General features: G+C 64.3%; 14 protein-coding genes and 1 pseudogene. 11 read left to right on the top strand and 4 right to left on the bottom strand.

The window, feature by feature from the left end; translation table 11 throughout:
* Nucleotides 1-233 precede the first annotated feature (233 nt).
* Both CWO89_RS25845 and CWO89_RS25840 read left to right on the top strand, forming a co-directional pair.
* Nucleotides 234-1,214, top strand: a complete 981-nt coding sequence (locus tag CWO89_RS25845; RefSeq protein ID WP_130581471.1) for an NAD(P)H-dependent glycerol-3-phosphate dehydrogenase — start codon at nt 234-236, stop codon at nt 1,212-1,214.
* Nucleotides 1,215-1,216: 2 nt separating this feature from the next.
* Complete coding sequence (locus CWO89_RS25840) at nt 1,217-1,630, top strand: EVE domain-containing protein (RefSeq protein ID WP_130581470.1); 414 nt, start codon at nt 1,217-1,219, stop codon at nt 1,628-1,630.
* Nucleotides 1,631-1,738: 108 nt separating this feature from the next.
* Here the strand turns inward: CWO89_RS25840 and CWO89_RS25835 are convergent, their stop codons facing one another.
* The gene (locus tag CWO89_RS25835) at nt 1,739-2,887 is read right to left on the bottom strand and encodes a DNA topoisomerase IB (protein ID WP_130581469.1); all 1,149 of its coding nucleotides are present in this window, start codon (nt 2,885-2,887) and stop codon (nt 1,739-1,741) included.
* Between the two features lie 372 nt (nt 2,888-3,259).
* Between CWO89_RS25835 and acs the strand changes: the two genes are divergently transcribed.
* The 3 genes from acs to CWO89_RS25820 all read left to right on the top strand — a co-directional run bounded on the left by acs (nt 3,260) and on the right by CWO89_RS25820 (nt 6,450).
* Nucleotides 3,260-5,212 (top strand): acetate--CoA ligase, encoded by a 1,953-nt coding sequence (acs, locus tag CWO89_RS25830; RefSeq protein WP_165421343.1) that lies wholly within the window; start codon nt 3,260-3,262, stop codon nt 5,210-5,212.
* A 21-nt stretch (nt 5,213-5,233) separates the two neighbouring features.
* Complete coding sequence (locus CWO89_RS25825) at nt 5,234-5,626, top strand: Kazal-type serine protease inhibitor family protein (protein WP_130581467.1); 393 nt, start codon at nt 5,234-5,236, stop codon at nt 5,624-5,626.
* Between the two features lie 293 nt (nt 5,627-5,919).
* Entirely contained in the window at nt 5,920-6,450 is a 531-nt protein-coding gene (locus CWO89_RS25820) for a L,D-transpeptidase (protein ID WP_130581466.1), read from the top strand.
* Nucleotides 6,451-6,605: 155 nt separating this feature from the next.
* Here CWO89_RS25820 and CWO89_RS25815 read toward each other — a convergent pair whose 3' ends face one another.
* Together CWO89_RS25815 and CWO89_RS25810 are read right to left on the bottom strand one after the other, a co-directional pair.
* Nucleotides 6,606-7,202 carry a thermonuclease family protein gene (locus CWO89_RS25815; RefSeq protein ID WP_207234565.1) on the bottom strand — a complete coding sequence of 199 codons (597 nt, stop codon included), beginning with the start codon at nt 7,200-7,202 and terminating at the stop codon, nt 6,606-6,608.
* A 253-nt stretch (nt 7,203-7,455) separates the two neighbouring features.
* Nucleotides 7,456-7,653, bottom strand: coding sequence for a DUF1674 domain-containing protein (locus tag CWO89_RS25810; protein WP_130581464.1), 198 nt, complete (start codon nt 7,651-7,653; stop codon nt 7,456-7,458).
* A 186-nt stretch (nt 7,654-7,839) separates the two neighbouring features.
* Here CWO89_RS25810 and CWO89_RS25805 point away from each other — a divergent pair, with 186 nt between their 5' ends.
* The 5 genes and pseudogenes from CWO89_RS25805 to purH all read left to right on the top strand — a co-directional run bounded on the left by CWO89_RS25805 (nt 7,840) and on the right by purH (nt 13,619).
* Nucleotides 7,840-9,186: an RsmB/NOP family class I SAM-dependent RNA methyltransferase gene (locus CWO89_RS25805; RefSeq protein ID WP_130581463.1), complete on the top strand. Its 1,347-nt coding sequence runs from the start codon at nt 7,840-7,842 to the stop codon at nt 9,184-9,186.
* Nucleotides 9,187-9,376: 190 nt separating this feature from the next.
* The gene (locus CWO89_RS25800) at nt 9,377-11,131 is read left to right on the top strand and encodes a heparinase II/III family protein (protein WP_130581462.1); all 1,755 of its coding nucleotides are present in this window, start codon (nt 9,377-9,379) and stop codon (nt 11,129-11,131) included.
* A gap of 64 nt (nt 11,132-11,195) precedes the next feature.
* A pseudogene (locus CWO89_RS25795) lies at nt 11,196-11,472 on the top strand (type II toxin-antitoxin system RelE/ParE family toxin).
* Between the two features lie 45 nt (nt 11,473-11,517).
* Complete coding sequence (locus CWO89_RS25790; protein ID WP_130581461.1) at nt 11,518-11,832, top strand: HigA family addiction module antitoxin; 315 nt, start codon at nt 11,518-11,520, stop codon at nt 11,830-11,832.
* 194 nt (nt 11,833-12,026) lie between these two features.
* Nucleotides 12,027-13,619, top strand: a complete 1,593-nt coding sequence (gene purH, locus CWO89_RS25785; protein ID WP_130581460.1) for a bifunctional phosphoribosylaminoimidazolecarboxamide formyltransferase/IMP cyclohydrolase — start codon at nt 12,027-12,029, stop codon at nt 13,617-13,619.
* Between the two features lie 177 nt (nt 13,620-13,796).
* Here the strand turns inward: purH and CWO89_RS25780 are convergent, their stop codons facing one another.
* A complete protein-coding gene (locus CWO89_RS25780; protein ID WP_130581459.1) occupies nt 13,797-15,182 on the bottom strand; it encodes an MFS transporter in 1,386 nt (461 codons plus the stop codon).
* A gap of 183 nt (nt 15,183-15,365) precedes the next feature.
* On the opposite strand from CWO89_RS25780, the gene ggt reads away from it, so the two are divergent.
* Nucleotides 15,366-17,045 (top strand): gamma-glutamyltransferase, encoded by a 1,680-nt coding sequence (ggt, locus tag CWO89_RS25775; RefSeq protein WP_463702675.1) that lies wholly within the window; start codon nt 15,366-15,368, stop codon nt 17,043-17,045.
* Nucleotides 17,046-17,085 lie beyond the last annotated feature (40 nt).

Below are 17,085 nucleotides of genomic sequence, written 5' to 3'. Positions count from 1 at the left end.
CCGCGGGCTACGCCAACACCCGCGCGGGATTCTGAGATGTTTGAAGGATCACGCCGCAGACGCCGTGCCACCTCGCCTCGCTTGCGGGGAGAGGTCGGATTTGCGCGTAGCGCAAATCCAAGTGAGGGGGAGCCTCCGCGCACACCTCACTTTGCGGATTCGCGGAGAGCAGCCCCTCACCCCAACCCTCTCCCCGCAAGAGCGGGGAGAGGGAGTTCAGATGAGTCTGCCTGATGCCGGCGCATCAATCCGTTGGCGTGATCGGCGCAGGCGCCTGGGGCACGGCGCTCGCCGCTGTCGCAGCACGCGCCGGTCGCGATGTCACGCTCTATGCGCGCGACGCGGCGCACGCTGCGCAGATCCAGGCGACGCGCGCCAATCCAAGACTGCCCGGCGTGCTTCTCGATGCCAGCGTCAAGGTAACCGCCGACATCGCCGCGACTGCCCGCGCCGATCTCATCCTGGTCGCCACCCCCGCGCAGCATCTGCGGGCGGCCGTCATGCATCTGGCGCCGCAACTTGCGAAGGCGACCCCTGTGATCGCCTGCGCCAAGGGCATCGAGCGCGGCACCCACAAATTCATGACCGACGTGATTGCGGAAGCCGCGCCCGACGCGACGCCGGCGATATTGTCGGGACCAAGCTTCGCCGACGATGTCGCGCGCGGACTTCCAACAGCGGTGACGCTGGCGACGAGAGATGAAGCGCTGGCGAGCTTGCTGGTGCAGGCGCTGGGATCGCCGACCTTCCGGCCCTATCACACGACCGACGTCCGCGGCGTCGAAATCGGCGGTGCCGCCAAGAACGTGCTGGCGATCGCGGCGGGCATCGTGGCTGGCCGCGAGCTCGGGGCGTCGGCGCTTGCCGCGTTGACCACGCGCGGCTTCACCGAACTGGCGCGGCTCGGCCGCGCCTGCGGCGCCCGCGCCGAAACCTTGGTGGGACTGTCCGGCCTCGGCGACCTGATCCTGAGCTGCTCCAGCCCGCAGTCGCGTAATTTCGCACTCGGCATTGCGCTTGGCCGCGGCGAACGGCCGGCGACGGGCAAGCTCACCGAAGGCGAATTCACAGCGCCGGTGCTGATCGAGCTTGCGGCTTCGCAAGACATCGAGATGCCGGTATCAAATGCGATCGCAGCGATCCTTACCAAGCAATTGACGATCGATGCTGCGATCGAGGGCCTCTTGACGCGGCCGTTCAAGGCGGAGGGATGACGATGGCGTACTGGCTGGTGAAATCCGAACCGTCGAGCTGGTCCTGGGAGCAGCAGGTGGCGAAGGGCGCCAAGGGCGAAGCCTGGACCGGCGTGCGCAACTTCACCGCGCGCCAGAATCTCGTGAACATGAAGAAAGGCGACAAGGCCTTCTTCTATCACTCCAACGAGGGCAAGGAGATCGTCGGCATCGCCGAGATCATCAAGGAGGCCTATCCCGACCCGACCGACAAAACCGGCAAATTCGTCTGCGTCGACATCAAGGCCGACAAGCCCCTGAAGACGCCGGTGACGATCGGAGCGATCAAGGCCGAGACAAAGCTCGCCGATATGGCGCTGGTCAAATATTCGCGCCTGTCGGTTCAGCCCGTGACCGCAGATGAGTGGAAGATCGTCTGCAAGATGGGCGGGCTGTGACAAGCGCCGCCGCGTAACTCCGTAGGGTGGGCAAAGCGAAGCGTGCCCACCAATTCTTGCGGAGTGCGGATGGTGGGCTCGCTTCGCTTTGCCCACCCTACAAAATCTTCAAACCGCCGCCGCGGTCACCACCTGCGCCAATAGCTGCTCGCGCTTGGCTTGCGTGCGGTAGCCCTTCATGGTCGCGGCAAATCGCTCCAGGATGCCGTCCTCGAAGGCGGTGACGATGGTGTCGTGGACATAGCTCTTGCGGCAGATCGCGGGCGTATTGGAGAGTTCGTCGGCGGCGGCACGCACCGCTTCCAGCACCTGCTTCTTGCGGCCGCGGGCGCTGGATGCCGGCGTGATCCGCGACAGCGATTCCAGCACCACCGCAGAAGCCATCAGCGTGCGAAAATCCTTCAGCGAAATCTTGATGCCGGCGATCTCGCGCAGGAACGCATTCACCGCCGTCGTCGACGCCGCGCGCACGGTGCCGGACCTGTCGCGGTACTGGAACATGCGCTTGCCCGGCACGCTACGCAGGATGCCGATCGCGCGCACCAGCTTGGCCGCGTCGCATTCCTTGCGCACGGCCTTGCCGCCCTTGGCCTTGAAGGTCAGCACCACGCAGTCGTCTTCGAGCGTGACGTTCGACTTCAAGAGCGTGGTGGCGCCGCGAGTGCCGTTCAGCCGCGCATAGGATTCGTTGCCCGGGCGGATCGCCGTGCGCGCGATCAATTCGATCACCGCCGACAGCGCGAATTCGCGCGTCGGCTCGTCGTCGGACAGGTATTTCGAGACGTTGCGCCGGATCTTCGGCAGCGCCCCCACCAGCTTTGCCAGCCGATGCGCCTTGCGATGCTCGCGCACCTTCTCCCAGTCGGCGTGATACCGGTATTGCAGCCGTCCGGCGGCGTCGCGCCCAATCGCCTGCAAATGCGAGCTGGGATCGTGGGAATAGCGCACCTCGCGATAGGCCGGCGGCACTGCCATCGCGTGCAGGCGGCGGATGGTACGGGTATCGCGGATGTGCGAGCCGTTGGCGCGAACAAAGGAATAGCTCTTGCCGCGCTTGACACGGCGGATGGTGAGCAGGGCCTGGTCGCCGAGCTTCAGGCCCAGTTCCTCGGCCAGCTCCCTCACCGAGGTCTTGACGGTGATCTTCTGCTTGGGGGTGGGCAGCTTGCGCGGCCATTGGCCTAGCGCTTTTGCCAGGGGCAGGGTTGGATCGGCGGAAACGGGCCGCGTAGCCACAAAATTCTGCTGATCCGTCATGACCGTTGACGCCTTGGCTCCACTGTTTATCGGTAATGCCGATTTTTATGGCTTGGTTCCGGAGGGCCGTCTGGCCCCGGAAACGCCATTTAGGGGGTTCCTTTACCTTTTGCGAGTCGCGAATCAGTCATTAACGGTTTCTAATTACCGCTCATGGGTGCCATTCGCGCGATAACGTTGATTTTGACTTCGCTCAAAACGTGATTTTGATCGCTCCGTTCAACTGGAACCAAGGCTTCGGCAGGAGAGCCGACCAAGGTCCAAGTCGCCAGCGCTTGTCCGGGCATTGTCCGGCGACGCATAATCACCGTAACGATCAAGACGGCCCGCAACACCGGGATCACGCGGGCCGGATGTCGAGTGGAGGGAATGATGTCCGAGAAGATCTATGACGTCTCAGCCGATTGGGCCAAGCGCGCCTATGTCGACGACGCCAAGTACCGGGAGATGTATGCGCGCTCGGTTTCCGACCCCAACGGCTTCTGGGCCGAGCACGGCAAGCGCATCGACTGGATCAAGCCGTACACCAAGGTCGAGAACGTCTCCTTCGCGCCCGGCAACATCTCGATCAAATGGTTCGAGGACGGCGTGCTCAACGTCGCCTGGAACTGCATCGACCGCCATCTCGAGACCCGCGGCGACCAGACCGCGATCATTTGGGAGGGCGACGATCCCTCGAAGTCGAAGCACATCACCTATCGCGAGCTGCACGACGAAGTCTGCCGGATGGCCAACATCCTGCGCAACCGCAACGTCGCAAAGGGCGACCGCGTCACCATCTATTTGCCGATGATCCCCGAGGCCGCCTATGCGATGCTGGCCTGCGCGCGGATCGGCGCCATTCATTCGGTGGTGTTCGCGGGCTTCTCGCCCGACAGCCTCGCCCAGCGCATCAACGACTGCAAATCCAAGATCGTCATCACCGCCGACGAAGGATTGCGCGGCGGAAGGAAGGTGCCGCTGAAGGCCAATGTCGATGCGGCGCTTTCCAAGACCGAGGGCGTCGACTGGGTCGTCGTGGTCAAGCACACCGGCGCTGCCGTCGACATGAATCCGACCCGCGACTTCTGGTACCACGAGGCGGCCGAGATGGTGACGACGGACTGCCCGTGCGAGCCGATGCACGCCGAAGATCCGCTGTTCATCCTCTATACGTCAGGCTCGACCGGCCAGCCCAAGGGCGTGCTGCACACCTCCGGCGGCTATCTCGTGTTCGCGTCGATGACGCATCAATACGTGTTCGATTATCACGACGGCGACATCTACTGGTGCACCGCCGACGTCGGCTGGGTCACCGGCCACACCTACATCCTCTATGGTCCGCTCGCCAACGGCGCGACCACGCTGATGTTCGAAGGCGTGCCGAACTATCCGGACAATTCCCGCTTCTGGAACGTCGTCGACAAGCACAAGGTCAACATCTTCTACACCGCGCCGACCGCGATCCGCGCGCTGATGCAGGGTGGTGACGAGCCGGTCAAGAAGACGTCGCGCAAGAGCCTGAAGCTGCTCGGCTCGGTCGGCGAGCCCATCAATCCGGAAGCCTGGGAATGGTACTATCGCGTGGTCGGCGACAGCCGGTGCCCGATCGTCGACACCTGGTGGCAGACCGAGACCGGCGGCATCCTGATCACCCCGCTGCCCGGCGCCACCAAGCTGAAGCCGGGCTCGGCGACGCGGCCGTACTTCGGCGTGGTGCCTGACATCGTCGATGCCGACGGCAAGGTGCTGGAGGGCGAGGCGACCGGCAATCTCTGCCTGATCAAATCCTGGCCCGGCCAGATGCGCACCGTCTATGGCGACCACGCCCGTTTCGAGCAGACCTATTTCTCGACCTATAAGGGCAAGTACTTCACCGGCGACGGCTGCCGGCGCGACGCCGACGGCTTTTACTGGATCACCGGCCGCGTCGACGACGTCATCAACGTCTCCGGCCACCGCATGGGCACCGCCGAGGTCGAGAGCTCGCTGGTGGCGCATGCGGCAGTGTCGGAAGCCGCCGTGGTCGGCTATCCCCATGACATCAAGGGTCAGGGCATCTACGCCTATGTCACGCTGATGGCAGGCACCGAGCCGAGCGAGGAGTTGCGCACGGAGCTGGTTGCCTGGGTGCGCAAGGACATCGGTCCGATCGCCTCGCCCGACTTGATCCAGTTCGCACCGGGCCTGCCCAAGACGCGCTCCGGCAAGATCATGCGCCGCATCCTGCGCAAGATCGCCGAGGACGAACCGTCAAGCCTCGGCGACACCTCGACGCTGGCCGATCCCGCCGTGGTTGATGATCTCGTCAAGAACCGGCAGAACAAGAAGGGCGCCGCGGTTTAAGACCGCGGCAGGGGGAAGTTCATGGGGTTGCATTTTGGTCGTCTTGCCGCCGCGGCGCTGATTGCCGCGGTTGGCCTCATGGTCGGCGTGCCGAGCTTGCGCGCGGCGAATCTCGACGAAGCCTGCGGGGGGCCGGAGAAGATCACGTGCAACTCGGCACTGTTCTGCCGCAAGGACGCCGGACAATGCGGCGTCGAGGAAGCCAAAGGCACCTGCGAGAAGGCCCCGGCTTTCTGCATCCGGATTCACCGGCCGGTTTGCGGCTGCAACGGCAAGACCTATCCGAACGAGTGCGAGGCGCGGCACGTCAAGGTCGCGGTCGACTATGCCGGTCCTTGCAAGAAAGCGCCGGGCGCCGCGGAGCCGAAGCCGGAGAAGCCGCCGGCGGCCAAGAAGAAGAAGTCGAGCAAGTAGCCGCCGCGCAACCACGATCGACATCTTCTCACGCGACCGTCAGGCATTCTGCCGCCATGGCCGCACGGTTGCCGCCGGGCGTTGTTTCCGGGTCATTTACTTTATTTTCGACTTTTCTTTTCTTCGACCCATCGCGAGCCGTCCCGCGCCCGACACAAAAAATAGCCGGTTAACAAACGCGGTCGAGAATGCCTGGTGCGAGCGGCGAGCCGGTATTTCGCCGGCCGGCGCGAGATTTGAGAGCCCCTGACATCTCAGGGCACTGAATTGGGCGGCTGGAAGTGGAGAGCTTCATGTCGATGAGGAGCACGGTGGCCGTGGCTGCCACCCTTGGGCTGGGCGTATTCGGGCTGGGCGCATTGATGCCGACGGCGGCCGAAGCACGGCCGGAAATGGTTGATATGCACGACGATCATTATTCTCCGGGCACGATCGTGGTGAGGACCGGCGAGCGGCGCCTCTATCTCATTCTCGATTACGGTCACGCCATGCGTTATCCGGTCGGCGTCGGCAAGGCCGGCAAGCAGTGGGCCGGCACCACGCAGATCGACGGCAAATACCGCTACCCGGCCTGGTCGCCGCCCGCCGAAGTCAAGCGGGACAAGCCCTCCATGCCCGACGTGATTCCCGGCGGCTCGCCGCGTAATCCGATGGGCGTTGCGGCGATGACGCTCGCCGGCGGCGAATATGCGATCCACGGCACCAACGTGCCGGGCTCAGTCGGCGGCTTCGTCTCCTACGGCTGCATTCGCATGCTGAACGATGACATCACCGACCTCTACTCCCGCGTCCCCGTCGGCGCCACCGTGGTCGTCACGCACTGATTTTCAGTAGCCCGGGTGAAGCGCAGCGTAACCCGGGACCGCTCGTAAACGCTGACGCAGATGTCCCGGGCTATGCGTTCCGCTCCACCCGGGCTACAGGGCTGAACCGATCGAGCACGCGAATGAACAAGAGCCGCGCCGTTGCACGGCTTTTTTCATTGCCAGAAGCGCCGACTTCTCGCGCACCAGCCAAAGCGATGGCCGCCATTGTAGCTGCGCGCATGGCCTGCCGCGAGCAGTGCCGCCGACACGTTGTCGGTACGCCTGGTCGCGACGTCGGCGACGACGCGCCCCTGATATTTGTCGGGACCGATGTTGTAGATCACGACGCCGCCCTGGCTGAGAAGATTGCGCAAGGCATCGGTCGCGGCCTCGGCCCTTTCCAATTCGTCCTGGCATGATGCCTTCAACTCCGGCGCATCGATGCCGCGCAAGCGGACATGGGTCATGAGATCGCGTCCCTGCTCCAGATGCACGCGCGCCTCGAACGTGTCGCCGTCGATCGTCCTGATGACGTCGACAGTGCGGCGGACATCTGGAGTGCCGCCGCGCTGCCAGATCGCATCGGTATCCTGCACGCGGCCACTCCCCCAATGCGGAAGCTGCCAAGGCACCCATTGCCGGATTGGAAGCAGGGTGCCGAGCGCAATACCGATCACGAACACCCATGGCAAAGCAGCCGAGAACCGACGGCCAAATGGAGCGCGGCGAAACGATCGCCGATATGGATTGATTCGCTCGTCGGGAGGCATCGCCCCACGCTAGAGCATATTCGGTCGTGATTGAATCAGAACCGAAGCTCCAGATTCTTATTTTGACGCGTTTTCTTCACGCGAACCGGCTTCCATCCCGCATCAAGTGCGGGACAGGCTTCGCTTGAAAACGCTCTGGGGCATGATCCGGAAAAGTGAAATCCGGATTTCCCTCGCGACAAACGCGAAGCGTTTGCGCGGAGATCATGCCCAAACATGATCGAGCCGGGTGAGGTGACACGAAACTGCCGTGTCAGAAATCCGACGCGATGCCTTTGCTCTCCCAATCACCGTAGCGCGTCGGTTCCGGTCCCTTTGGTCCTTGAACCTCCTTCTGCATCGGCGTTGCGCTTGCTGTCGCGGCCTTCCGTCGCGCTTCGGCTTCGGCAAGCGCACGTTGCGCCGCTGGCGTCAGCGGCTTGCGTTCCGGCGGTGGCGCATGGTCAGTCATGATACGGTCTTCCTGCAACAGATTTTATATCGCGGATATCCGCAAAGCTTTGGCATCACGATCAAGAAATCAGAAGACCGCTTCTTACATTTGGCATATTCGCATGCCAGAGCTTTTGTCCCTTCCTCCCAAGATGGCATGAGCCGAGGCGCTATCCGGCTTTCCCGACTGAGATATTCCCGCTCCATGCCCCCTTCAAGATTTGCAGCGTCGATCGAAGTGCCCGGCCTCGCGGCGCGACGGATCGCAGCCGACATTCTGGACGGCGTCCTGCACAAGCATCGCACGCTCGATGACCAGCTTGATGGCACTGGCGCCCATCCCGGCCTGAAGACGCTTGCCGATCGCGATCGCGCGCTGATGCGTCGACTGGTGTCGACGATCCTGCGCCGGCTCGGAACCCTCGGCCATCTGCTGTCGCGCCTGCTCGACCGCGGCATCCCGACCGACGCGCCGCGCGCGCAGAGCGCGCTGCTGATCGGCGCCGCGCAGATCCTCTGGATGGACGTGCCCGATCATGCCGCGGTCGATCTGTCGGTGCGGCTCGTGCAGTCGGACCGGCGCGCCGCGAAATATGCGGGCCTCGTCAATGCGGTGCTGCGCCGTTGCGCCCGCGAGGGCCATGCGCTGGTCGACGAGGTCAGGACCCAGACGCTGGATCTCCCGCATTGGTTGTTTGCGCGCTGGGCCGCTCATTACGGCGAAGCCACCGCGCGCGAAATGGCGCTTGCCATCGCCAATGAACCCTCGCTCGACCTCACCGTGAAATCCGACCCCGCGCAATGGGCGAGCCGACTGCACGGTGAGATGCTGCCGACGGGAACCGTGCGCACGCTGTTGCACGGCTCGGTGACGATGCTGCCGGGTTTTCCGGAAGGGCAATGGTGGGTGCAGGACGCCGCCGCGGCACTTCCGGCGCGGCTGTTCGGCGACATCAAAGGCAAGCGAATCGCCGATCTCTGCGCCGCGCCCGGCGGCAAGACGGCGCAGCTCGCCTATGCCGGCGCGCAGGTGACTGCCGTCGATCGCTCGCCGGCGCGGATGGCGCGGCTGCGCGACAACCTTGCGCGACTTTCGCTTTCGGCAGAATGCATCGTCGCCGACGCCGTCGAGTGGCCGGGCGACGGTGACGGCTTCGACGGCATCCTGCTCGACGCGCCCTGCACCTCTACCGGCACCATCCGCCGCCACCCCGACGTGGCCTGGTTGCGGCAGGAGGCCGAGATCGCGACGCTGGCCGCCCTGCAGAAACGGCTGCTGCAAAAGGCGGTCACGCTGCTCAAGTCAGGCGGAACACTGGTCTATTGCACCTGTTCGCTGGAGCCTGAGGAGGGCGAGCAACCCATCGCGGCGCTCCTGGGCAGCGAATCAGGGCTGCGCCGCGTGCCGATCACTCCAAGCGAGGTCGCCGGCCTCTCCGAGCTTCTCACCGCCGACGGCGACTTGCGCACGCTGCCCTGCCATCTGCCCCATGCCGATGCGAGGCTCGGCGGATTGGACGGATTCTACGCTGCGCGGCTGGTTAAATCCTGATTTCATTGGATTTTCACCTTCGTTGGAGCCCGATCTCCACGCCAATGCCTTGCGGTTGGCGCGAGGAAAACCGGTGCCCCCTTGTCCGGATCGCGCTGCGCTTGATTCGCGGCGTTTCAAGATGGTGTCTTGGCGGCGTTTCCGGATTAAAAGGATTCGCCAGAACCCCTTCTCCCCTCAAAGGTTAGGCGTGTCCGTCGCCCAACGCAGACGCATCTCGACGCTGATCGCTGGCCGCTTCGCGCGGAGCGTGGCCGCGCGCGCGAGCGGCGGAACCGTCGCGCTGTCGCGATTGTGGCCCGGCCGCAGCGACCGCCTGATCATCGCCCCCCATGACCTGCGCACGGCGGATGCCACGCGCGCCGCGGAAATCTATGCCGGCCGCTTCGTGTTCGCCGGCAAGATCGTGACCTGCCACGGCCGTTCGATCTTCGACCTCGAACCGCCATCGGAGGATTGGGAGGCGGCCCTGCTCGGCTTCGGCTGGCTGCGCCATCTGCGCGTCGCCGATACCGCGCTGACCCGGGCCAATGCGCGTTCCCTGATCGACGACTGGATGTCGAACGCGTCCCGCAAGCGGCCGCTGGAGCGCCGCGCGGACGTGCGGGCGCGGCGCGTCATCTCGCTGTTGTCCCAGGCGCCTCTGGTGCTCAGCGATACCGACGGGAAATTCTACCGGAAATATCTGCGCGGGCTGGGGCGCGAGATCCGCCATTTGCGCTACGGCATGGTCGATGTCGCCGATGGGGTGCCGCGGCTGCAGGTCCTGATCGCGCTGTGCTACGCCTCGCTCTGCCTTGCCAACCAGGCCCGCCACGTCCGCTCGGCGACGCGACGGCTGTCCGACGAATTGCAACGGCAGATCCTGCCCGATGGCGGCCACATCTCGCGCAATCCCGGCGCGCTGGTGGAACTGCTCAGCGATATGCTACCGCTGCGCCAGACCTTTGCCGCCCGCAACATCGCCCCTCCGCCGGCGCTGCTCAACGCCATCGACCGCATGATGCCGATGCTGCGCTTCTTCCGCCATGGCGATGGCAGCTTCGCGCTGTTCAACGGCATGAGCACCGCGCCGTCCGACCTCGTCGCCACGCTCTTGGCCTATGACGACGCCCACGGCGCGCCGATGGCGAGCATGCCGCATACCGGCTATCAGCGGCTCGATGCCGGCAACATGACCGTGATCATCGACACCGGCCCGCCGCCACCGCCGAGCGTCAGCCAGGATGCCCATGCCGGATGTCTGTCGTTCGAGCTTTCATCCGGACCGAGCCGGATCGTCGTCAATTGCGGCATGCCGGCCACCGGTCGCGACAATTGGCGGCCATTCGCGCGCTCGACGGCGGCGCATTCGACATTGACCTATCACGACACCTCATCCTGCCAGTTCGTCGAGATGTCGGCGATGAAGCGTCTGCTCAGGGGCGCGCCGATCACCAGCGGCCCGAGCAATGTCGAGAGCTATCGCGAGGCAACCAGCAATGGCGATGTCCTGACGACCTCGCATGACGGCTATCTCTCGCGCTTCGGCGTCATCCATCACCGCGTGCTGATCGCGGCGCAGGACGGCTCGCGGCTCGACGGCGAGGACACGCTGTCGCCGCCATCAGGCGGCCGCATCCGGGGTCATGACAGCGAATACGCGTTACGGTTTCACCTGCACCCGTCGGTGAAGGCGAGCCGGCTTTCGGATGCCCGCGGCGTCATGCTGGTGCTGCCGAACCGCGACGTCTGGACCTTCGAGGCGGTCGACGACAAGGTCGATCTCGAGGACAGCGTGTTCCTCGCCGGCAATGACGGCCCGCGCCGCACCTCTCAGATCGTGATCCGGCAGGATGCAAGACAGGTCTCCACCATCCGCTGGAGTTTCGTCCGCTCGAGCACTTCGGCAGCCCAGACCAATGCCCGCCGCAACGCCCGCCGCGAGCCGGAACTGCCGTTGTAGATGAATCCAGCGCGGCATGTGCCATACTGCTTGACCGATGTAAGCCAATTGCTTACATGAACTCGTGATCAAGACCTTCAAGAGCAAGGCTCTGTCGGAGCTTTGGGCCAAGGGCAAGAGCTCAAAAATCGACGCGAAGATGCACAAGCGCATTCTCGCGAGGCTTGATCGCCTCGACGTGGCCGTTCGGCCCGAGGAAATGAACGTTCCGGGCTTCGACTTTCATACGCTGCACGGCTTCAATCCGAAGCGACACGGTCCACGTCAATGGCCCCTGGTGCATCACGTTCGAATTCGAAGATGGCGATGCCCACCGCGTTGATTTCGAGCAGTATCACTAGGCATGATCCGAAAAAATCCTGCCCAAACAAGAAATGAGATCGAACATGGTCTATGTCGCAAAGCGCAGCAAGACGCGCTGTCCCACCCATCCCGGTGCTCTGCTCCGCGATGACATCATCCCGGCGACCGGTCGGACCAAGGCTGAGATCGCTGGCCTGCTCGGGATTTCGCGGCAGCACCTCTATGACATTCTGCAGGAAAGGAAACCGGTCTCGCCGGCTATCGCGGTGCGGCTCGGCAAGCTTTTCGGCGACGGAGCAGGCATCTGGACCCGGATGCAAGCCGCCTACGACACCTGGCATGCAGAGCGGACCGAGGACGTCCGTCACATTCCGACCATCAAGGCAAGAGCCGCCTGACGGGGCGAATGGCACCATCTTGGGGCTTGCTCGTTGCTCCTGGGTCAAATTTTACCGCATGGGCCGGCGAGCGGTTTCATGGACCGCAAAACCATGCTACCCGGCTGGTCTAGATTCTTGTTTTGACGCGTTTTCTTCACGCGAACCGGTACCCACTTCGCTCGAAAACGCTCTAACAGCCAGGGATTCCCGACATGACCGAACAGCTTCGCCGCGTGACCCGCGCGCTCCTTTCCGTTTCCGACAAGACCGGATTGATCGAGTTCGCTACGGCGCTGGCGAGCCACGGCGTGGAGCTGGTCTCCACCGGCGGCACGGCCAAGGCGATCGCCGCGGCCGGGCTGAAAGTGAAAGACGTATCCGAGCTGACCGGCTTCCCTGAGATGATGGACGGCCGGGTCAAGACCTTGCATCCCAAGGTGCATGGCGGCCTGCTTGCGATCCGCGACAACAAGGAGCACGCGGCGGCAATGCAGGCCCACGGTATCGCGCCGATCGATCTGCTTGTCGTCAATCTCTATCCGTTCGAGGCCACCGTCGAGAAGGGCGCCGGCTTTGAGGAGTGCATCGAGAATATCGACATCGGCGGTCCCGCGATGATCCGCGCCGCGGCGAAGAATCACGACGACGTCGCCGTGATCGTCGAGGCGCAGGACTATCAAGCGGTGCTCGACGAGCTCGCCGCCAACAAGGGCGCGACCACGCTCGCGCTTCGCCGCCGCCTCGCCGCGAAGGCCTATGCGCGCACCGCAGCCTATGACGCGGCGATCTCGAACTGGTTCGCGAAAGAGCTCAAGACCAAGGCGCCGGATTTCCGCGCCTTCGGCGGAAAACTGATCCAGAAGCTGCGCTATGGCGAGAACCCGCACCAGAGCGCCGCATTCTACGCAACGCCGGAGAAACGTCCCGGCGTTGCCACAGCGCGGCAGGTGCAGGGCAAGGAACTGTCCTACAACAATATCAACGACACCGACGCGGCCTATGAATGCATCGGCGAGTTCGATGCCAAGCGCACCGCCGCCTGCGTTATCGTCAAGCATGCCAATCCGTGCGGCGTCGCCGAAGGCGCCGATCTCGTCAGCGCATATCGCAAGGCGTTGGCTTGCGATTCCACCTCAGCCTATGGTGGCATCGTGGCCGTCAACCGCACGCTCGACGCCGAGGCCGCGCGCGCGATCACCGAGATCTTCACCGAGGTGATCATCGCGCCCGACGCGACCGATGAAGCGATCAAGATCGTTGCGGCGAAGAAGAATCTCCGTCTTCTGCTCGCCGGCGGCTTGCCCGACCCGCGCGCGGTAGGCCTCACCGCCAAGACCGTCGCTGGCGGGCTTTTGGTGCAGAGCCGCGACAATGCCGTGGTCGACGACATGGCGCTAAAGGTGGTGACCAAACGCGCGCCGTCGGATGCCGAGCTGCGCGATCTCCAATTCGCCTTCCGCGTTGCAAAGCACGTGAAGTCGAACACCATCATCTACGCCAAGGATCTCGCCACTGTGGGCATCGGCGCCGGCCAGATGAGCCGCGTCGATTCCGCCCGCATCGCCGCGCGCAAGGCGCAGGATGCCGCCGCCGAGTTGAAGCTCGCCGAGCCGCTGACCAAGGGCTCGGTCGTCGCCTCGGATGCCTTCTTCCCGTTCGCCGACGGCATGCTCGCCTGCATCGAGGCCGGCGCAACCGCGGTGATCCAGCCCGGCGGCTCCATGCGCGACGACGAAGTGATCAAGGCCGCCGACGAGCACGGCATCGCTATGGTCTTCACCGGCGTCAGGCATTTCCGACATTGAGCCGATACGCGTAGCCCGGATTACGCAGCGCTGCATCCACGCCACACGCTGTCGTCCCGGGCTTGACCCGGGACCCATAACCACAGGCCTAAATTGGTGAAGCGGCAACTGCCCTCAGCGCAAAAAAGATAGATCACGCGGTATGGGTCCCGGGTCAAGCCCGGGACGACGAGCGATCTAGTCCCGCACCCGCGTCACCAGCGCGAGCCCCGCGAGGAAGAACAGCACCAGCACCGCCATGCCGGCCTTCTGGCTCGCGGTCGCCGCGGTGATGGCGCCGATCAGGAGCGGGCCCATGAACGACGTCACCTTGCCGGTCAGCGCGAACAATCCGAAATACTGCGCGATGCGATCCTTCGGCGCGAGCTGGATGAGAAGCGTGCGCGAGGCCGCCTGCAACGGCCCGCCGGCGGCGCCGATCAAACAGCCGAGCACGAGATAGGCGCGCTCGGCCGCACCGGCGAACAGCGCACCGCCCGGCTCGGGCGGCGCAACCGGCACGAACAGGATCGAATCCTTGTCGACGAGCAGAATAGCCGCGATCGAGAACAAGAGGATGATCAAGCTGCCCACGATCACGCGCTTCGGGCCCAGGAGATCGTCAAGCTTGCCCCCGAGCCAAGCGCCGAACACACCGGCGATTGCGAGGATGATGCCGAAGGTGCCGATCTGGATCGTGCGCCAGCCGAAGGTGCCGGCAGCGTAGATGCCGCCGAACGCGAACAGCGATACCAGTCCATCGGCGTAGATCATGTTGGCGAGCAGGAACGTCGCGAGCGATTTCCGCCTCAGCAGTTCGCCGATCGTTTGCTTCAATTCGCGCAAACCCTCGCGCAGCGCCTGCCGCACCGGCCGCTTCGCCGGATAATCCGGCGTGAACAGAAACAGCGGCGTCACGAACAGGATGAACCAGAGGGCGGTCAAAGGTCCGGTGATGCGGTCGCCCGCATGCGTGGCGGGATCGAGCCCGAACAGCGGCTTGAAACCGAACAGCGTGCGCCCGCTGTCAGGGCTGGCCGCGAGGAAGCCGAGCACCAGGAACAGGCTGAGCACGCCTCCGACATAGCCGGTGGCCCAGCCGGTTCCTGAGAGGCGCCCGATCCGGTTCGGCGGCACCAGGGTCGGCATCATCGCATTGTTGAAGACGGTGGCGAACTCGGCGCCGACAGAGGCAAGCGCATAGGCGAACAGAAGCGGCGGGATGATGCTGGCATCGCCGGGCCGGCCGATCCACATCAGCGAGGAACCGAGCACGAGCAGCGCGCCGAAACCCGCGATCCACGGCTTGCGCCGACCGCTGGCGTCCGCGATGGCGCCGAGCACCGGCGACAATAGCGCGATCGCAAGTCCCGCTGCAGCGGTGGCAAAGCCCCACATCGCCTGCCCGCTCGCTGGATCGGGCGCGACGAAACCTGCAAAATAGGGCGCGAAGACGAAGGTCGTGATCAGCGTGAAATAAGGCTGCGCGGCCCAGTCGAAAAAGATCCAGCTAACGACGGCGGCACGGCTTGGATATTCCTTCGGCAACTCCGCGTTGCCTGCCTCGCTGATTGCCATGTCCATGCGAAAATCGTCCTGCCCCAATCACGAACAGGCGCTTTGCCTGTCGGCTTCAAATCCATATAGCATGCGGCGCTTACGCGAGCGCTTCACTTCGGCTCCAACCGCGGCGAAATATTGATGACAGCTTCCTCAAATCGTTGGCGCAGGATTGTCGCGACTGTTGTGCTCGTGGTCTTCACGATCATGCCGGCGGCCGCGCAGGAACAGCGCCGCTTCTACATGCCACCGGCTGCCGACACCATGCGGGGCATTGCCGCCGAGCATGGCATGGTGGTGGCACAGGAAAAACTTGCAGCCCGCGTCGGCGCCGACATCATGCGCCAGGGCGGCAATGCCGTCGATGCGGCGGTCGCGACCGGCTTTGCCATGGCGGTGACCTATCCGCGCGCCGGTAATATCGGCGGCGGCGGTTTCATGGTGATCCACCTCGCCGACCGCAACGAGGATATCGCGATCGACTATCGCGAGACCGCCCCTGGCGCCATCACCCGCGACATCTTCCTCAATGCCGAGGGCAAGCCCGATCCCGACAAGTCGCGCAATTCCGCGCTCGGCATCGGCGTGCCCGGCACCGTTGCCGGCCTCGCGCTGGCGCTGGAGAAATATGGTTCGGGGAAATTCACGCTGGCGCAGATCGTCAAACCCGCGATCGATCTCGCGCGCGATGGACTTCCCGTTGCGGACGATATCGCGGACACGTTGTCGGACATGTATCGCCGCATGGCGCGCTGGCCGAACTCCGCCAGAACGTTCTCCCGCGCAGATGGCTCGCCGCTGCATGAGGGCGACACGCTGATCCAGAGCGATCTCGCGGTCACGCTCACCGCGATCGCCGAACAGGGTCCGCGCGGCTTCTACGAGGGGCTGGTCGCGGAAAAGCTCGTCAAGGCTATCAGCGATGCCGGCGGCATCATGGCGCTGGATGATCTGAAATCCTATCAGCCCGTGATCCGCACGCCGGTGCGCGGCACCTATCGCGGCTATGACATCGTCTCGATGCCGCTACCTTCCTCGGGCGGCATCGTGCTGCTGGAGATCCTGAACATCCTCGAGGGTTTCCAGATGTCCGACATGAAGCAGGCCTCGGCCGCTTCGCTCCATGTCATGATCGAAGCGATGAAGCGCGCCTATGCCGATCGCGCCCGCTATCTCGGCGATCCCGCCTTCATCAATGCGCCGACGGTCGCTTTGCTCGACAAGAATTATGCCGCCAAGCAGCGCGCCACCATCGATCTTGCCCGCGCCACGCCCTGGGCCGAAGCGGCCGCGGTGCCGCCGCGCGAAGGTTCCAACACCACGCATTATTCCGTGGTCGACGAACACGGCAATGCGGTCAGCAACACCTATACGCTGAACTTCCCCTATGGCATCGGCCTCGTCGCCGAGGGCACCGGCGTGCTGCTCAACAACGAGCTCGACGATTTCACCGCCGCGCCCGGCGCCTCGAATGCATTCGGCCTGGTCGGCTTCGAGGCCAATCTGCCCGGTCCGGGAAAACGGCCGTTGTCGTCGATGTCGCCGACCATCGTGCTGAGGAACGGCAAGCCGGTGCTGGTGACGGGCACGCCCGGTGGCAGCCGCATCATCTCCGCCGTGACGCAGGTGATCGTCGATGTCATCGACTACAAGATGGATATCGCCGCCGCAGTCGCCGCTCCGCGCGTGCATCATCAATGGCTGCCGGATGAAGTGCGGATCGAGAAGGGATTTCCCGATGACGTGCTGGCCGAGCTCAGGGCCAAAGGCCACAAGCTCGTCGAGCCGCTCGGCTATTCCTCCGCCAACTCGATCCTGGTGACATCGAACGGCCCGCTCGGCGCCCCCGATCCCCGCACCCGCGGCGCTGACGCGGCGGGGTATTGACGGAGCCGCGCAGCTAAAGCGTAGGGTGGGCAAAGCGAAG

The sequence above is a fragment of the Bradyrhizobium sp. Leo170 genome (assembly GCF_004296405.1).
In the GTDB taxonomy this organism is placed as follows: domain Bacteria; phylum Pseudomonadota; class Alphaproteobacteria; order Rhizobiales; family Xanthobacteraceae; genus Bradyrhizobium.
This window is presented reverse-complemented; position numbering and strand designations above follow the sequence as displayed.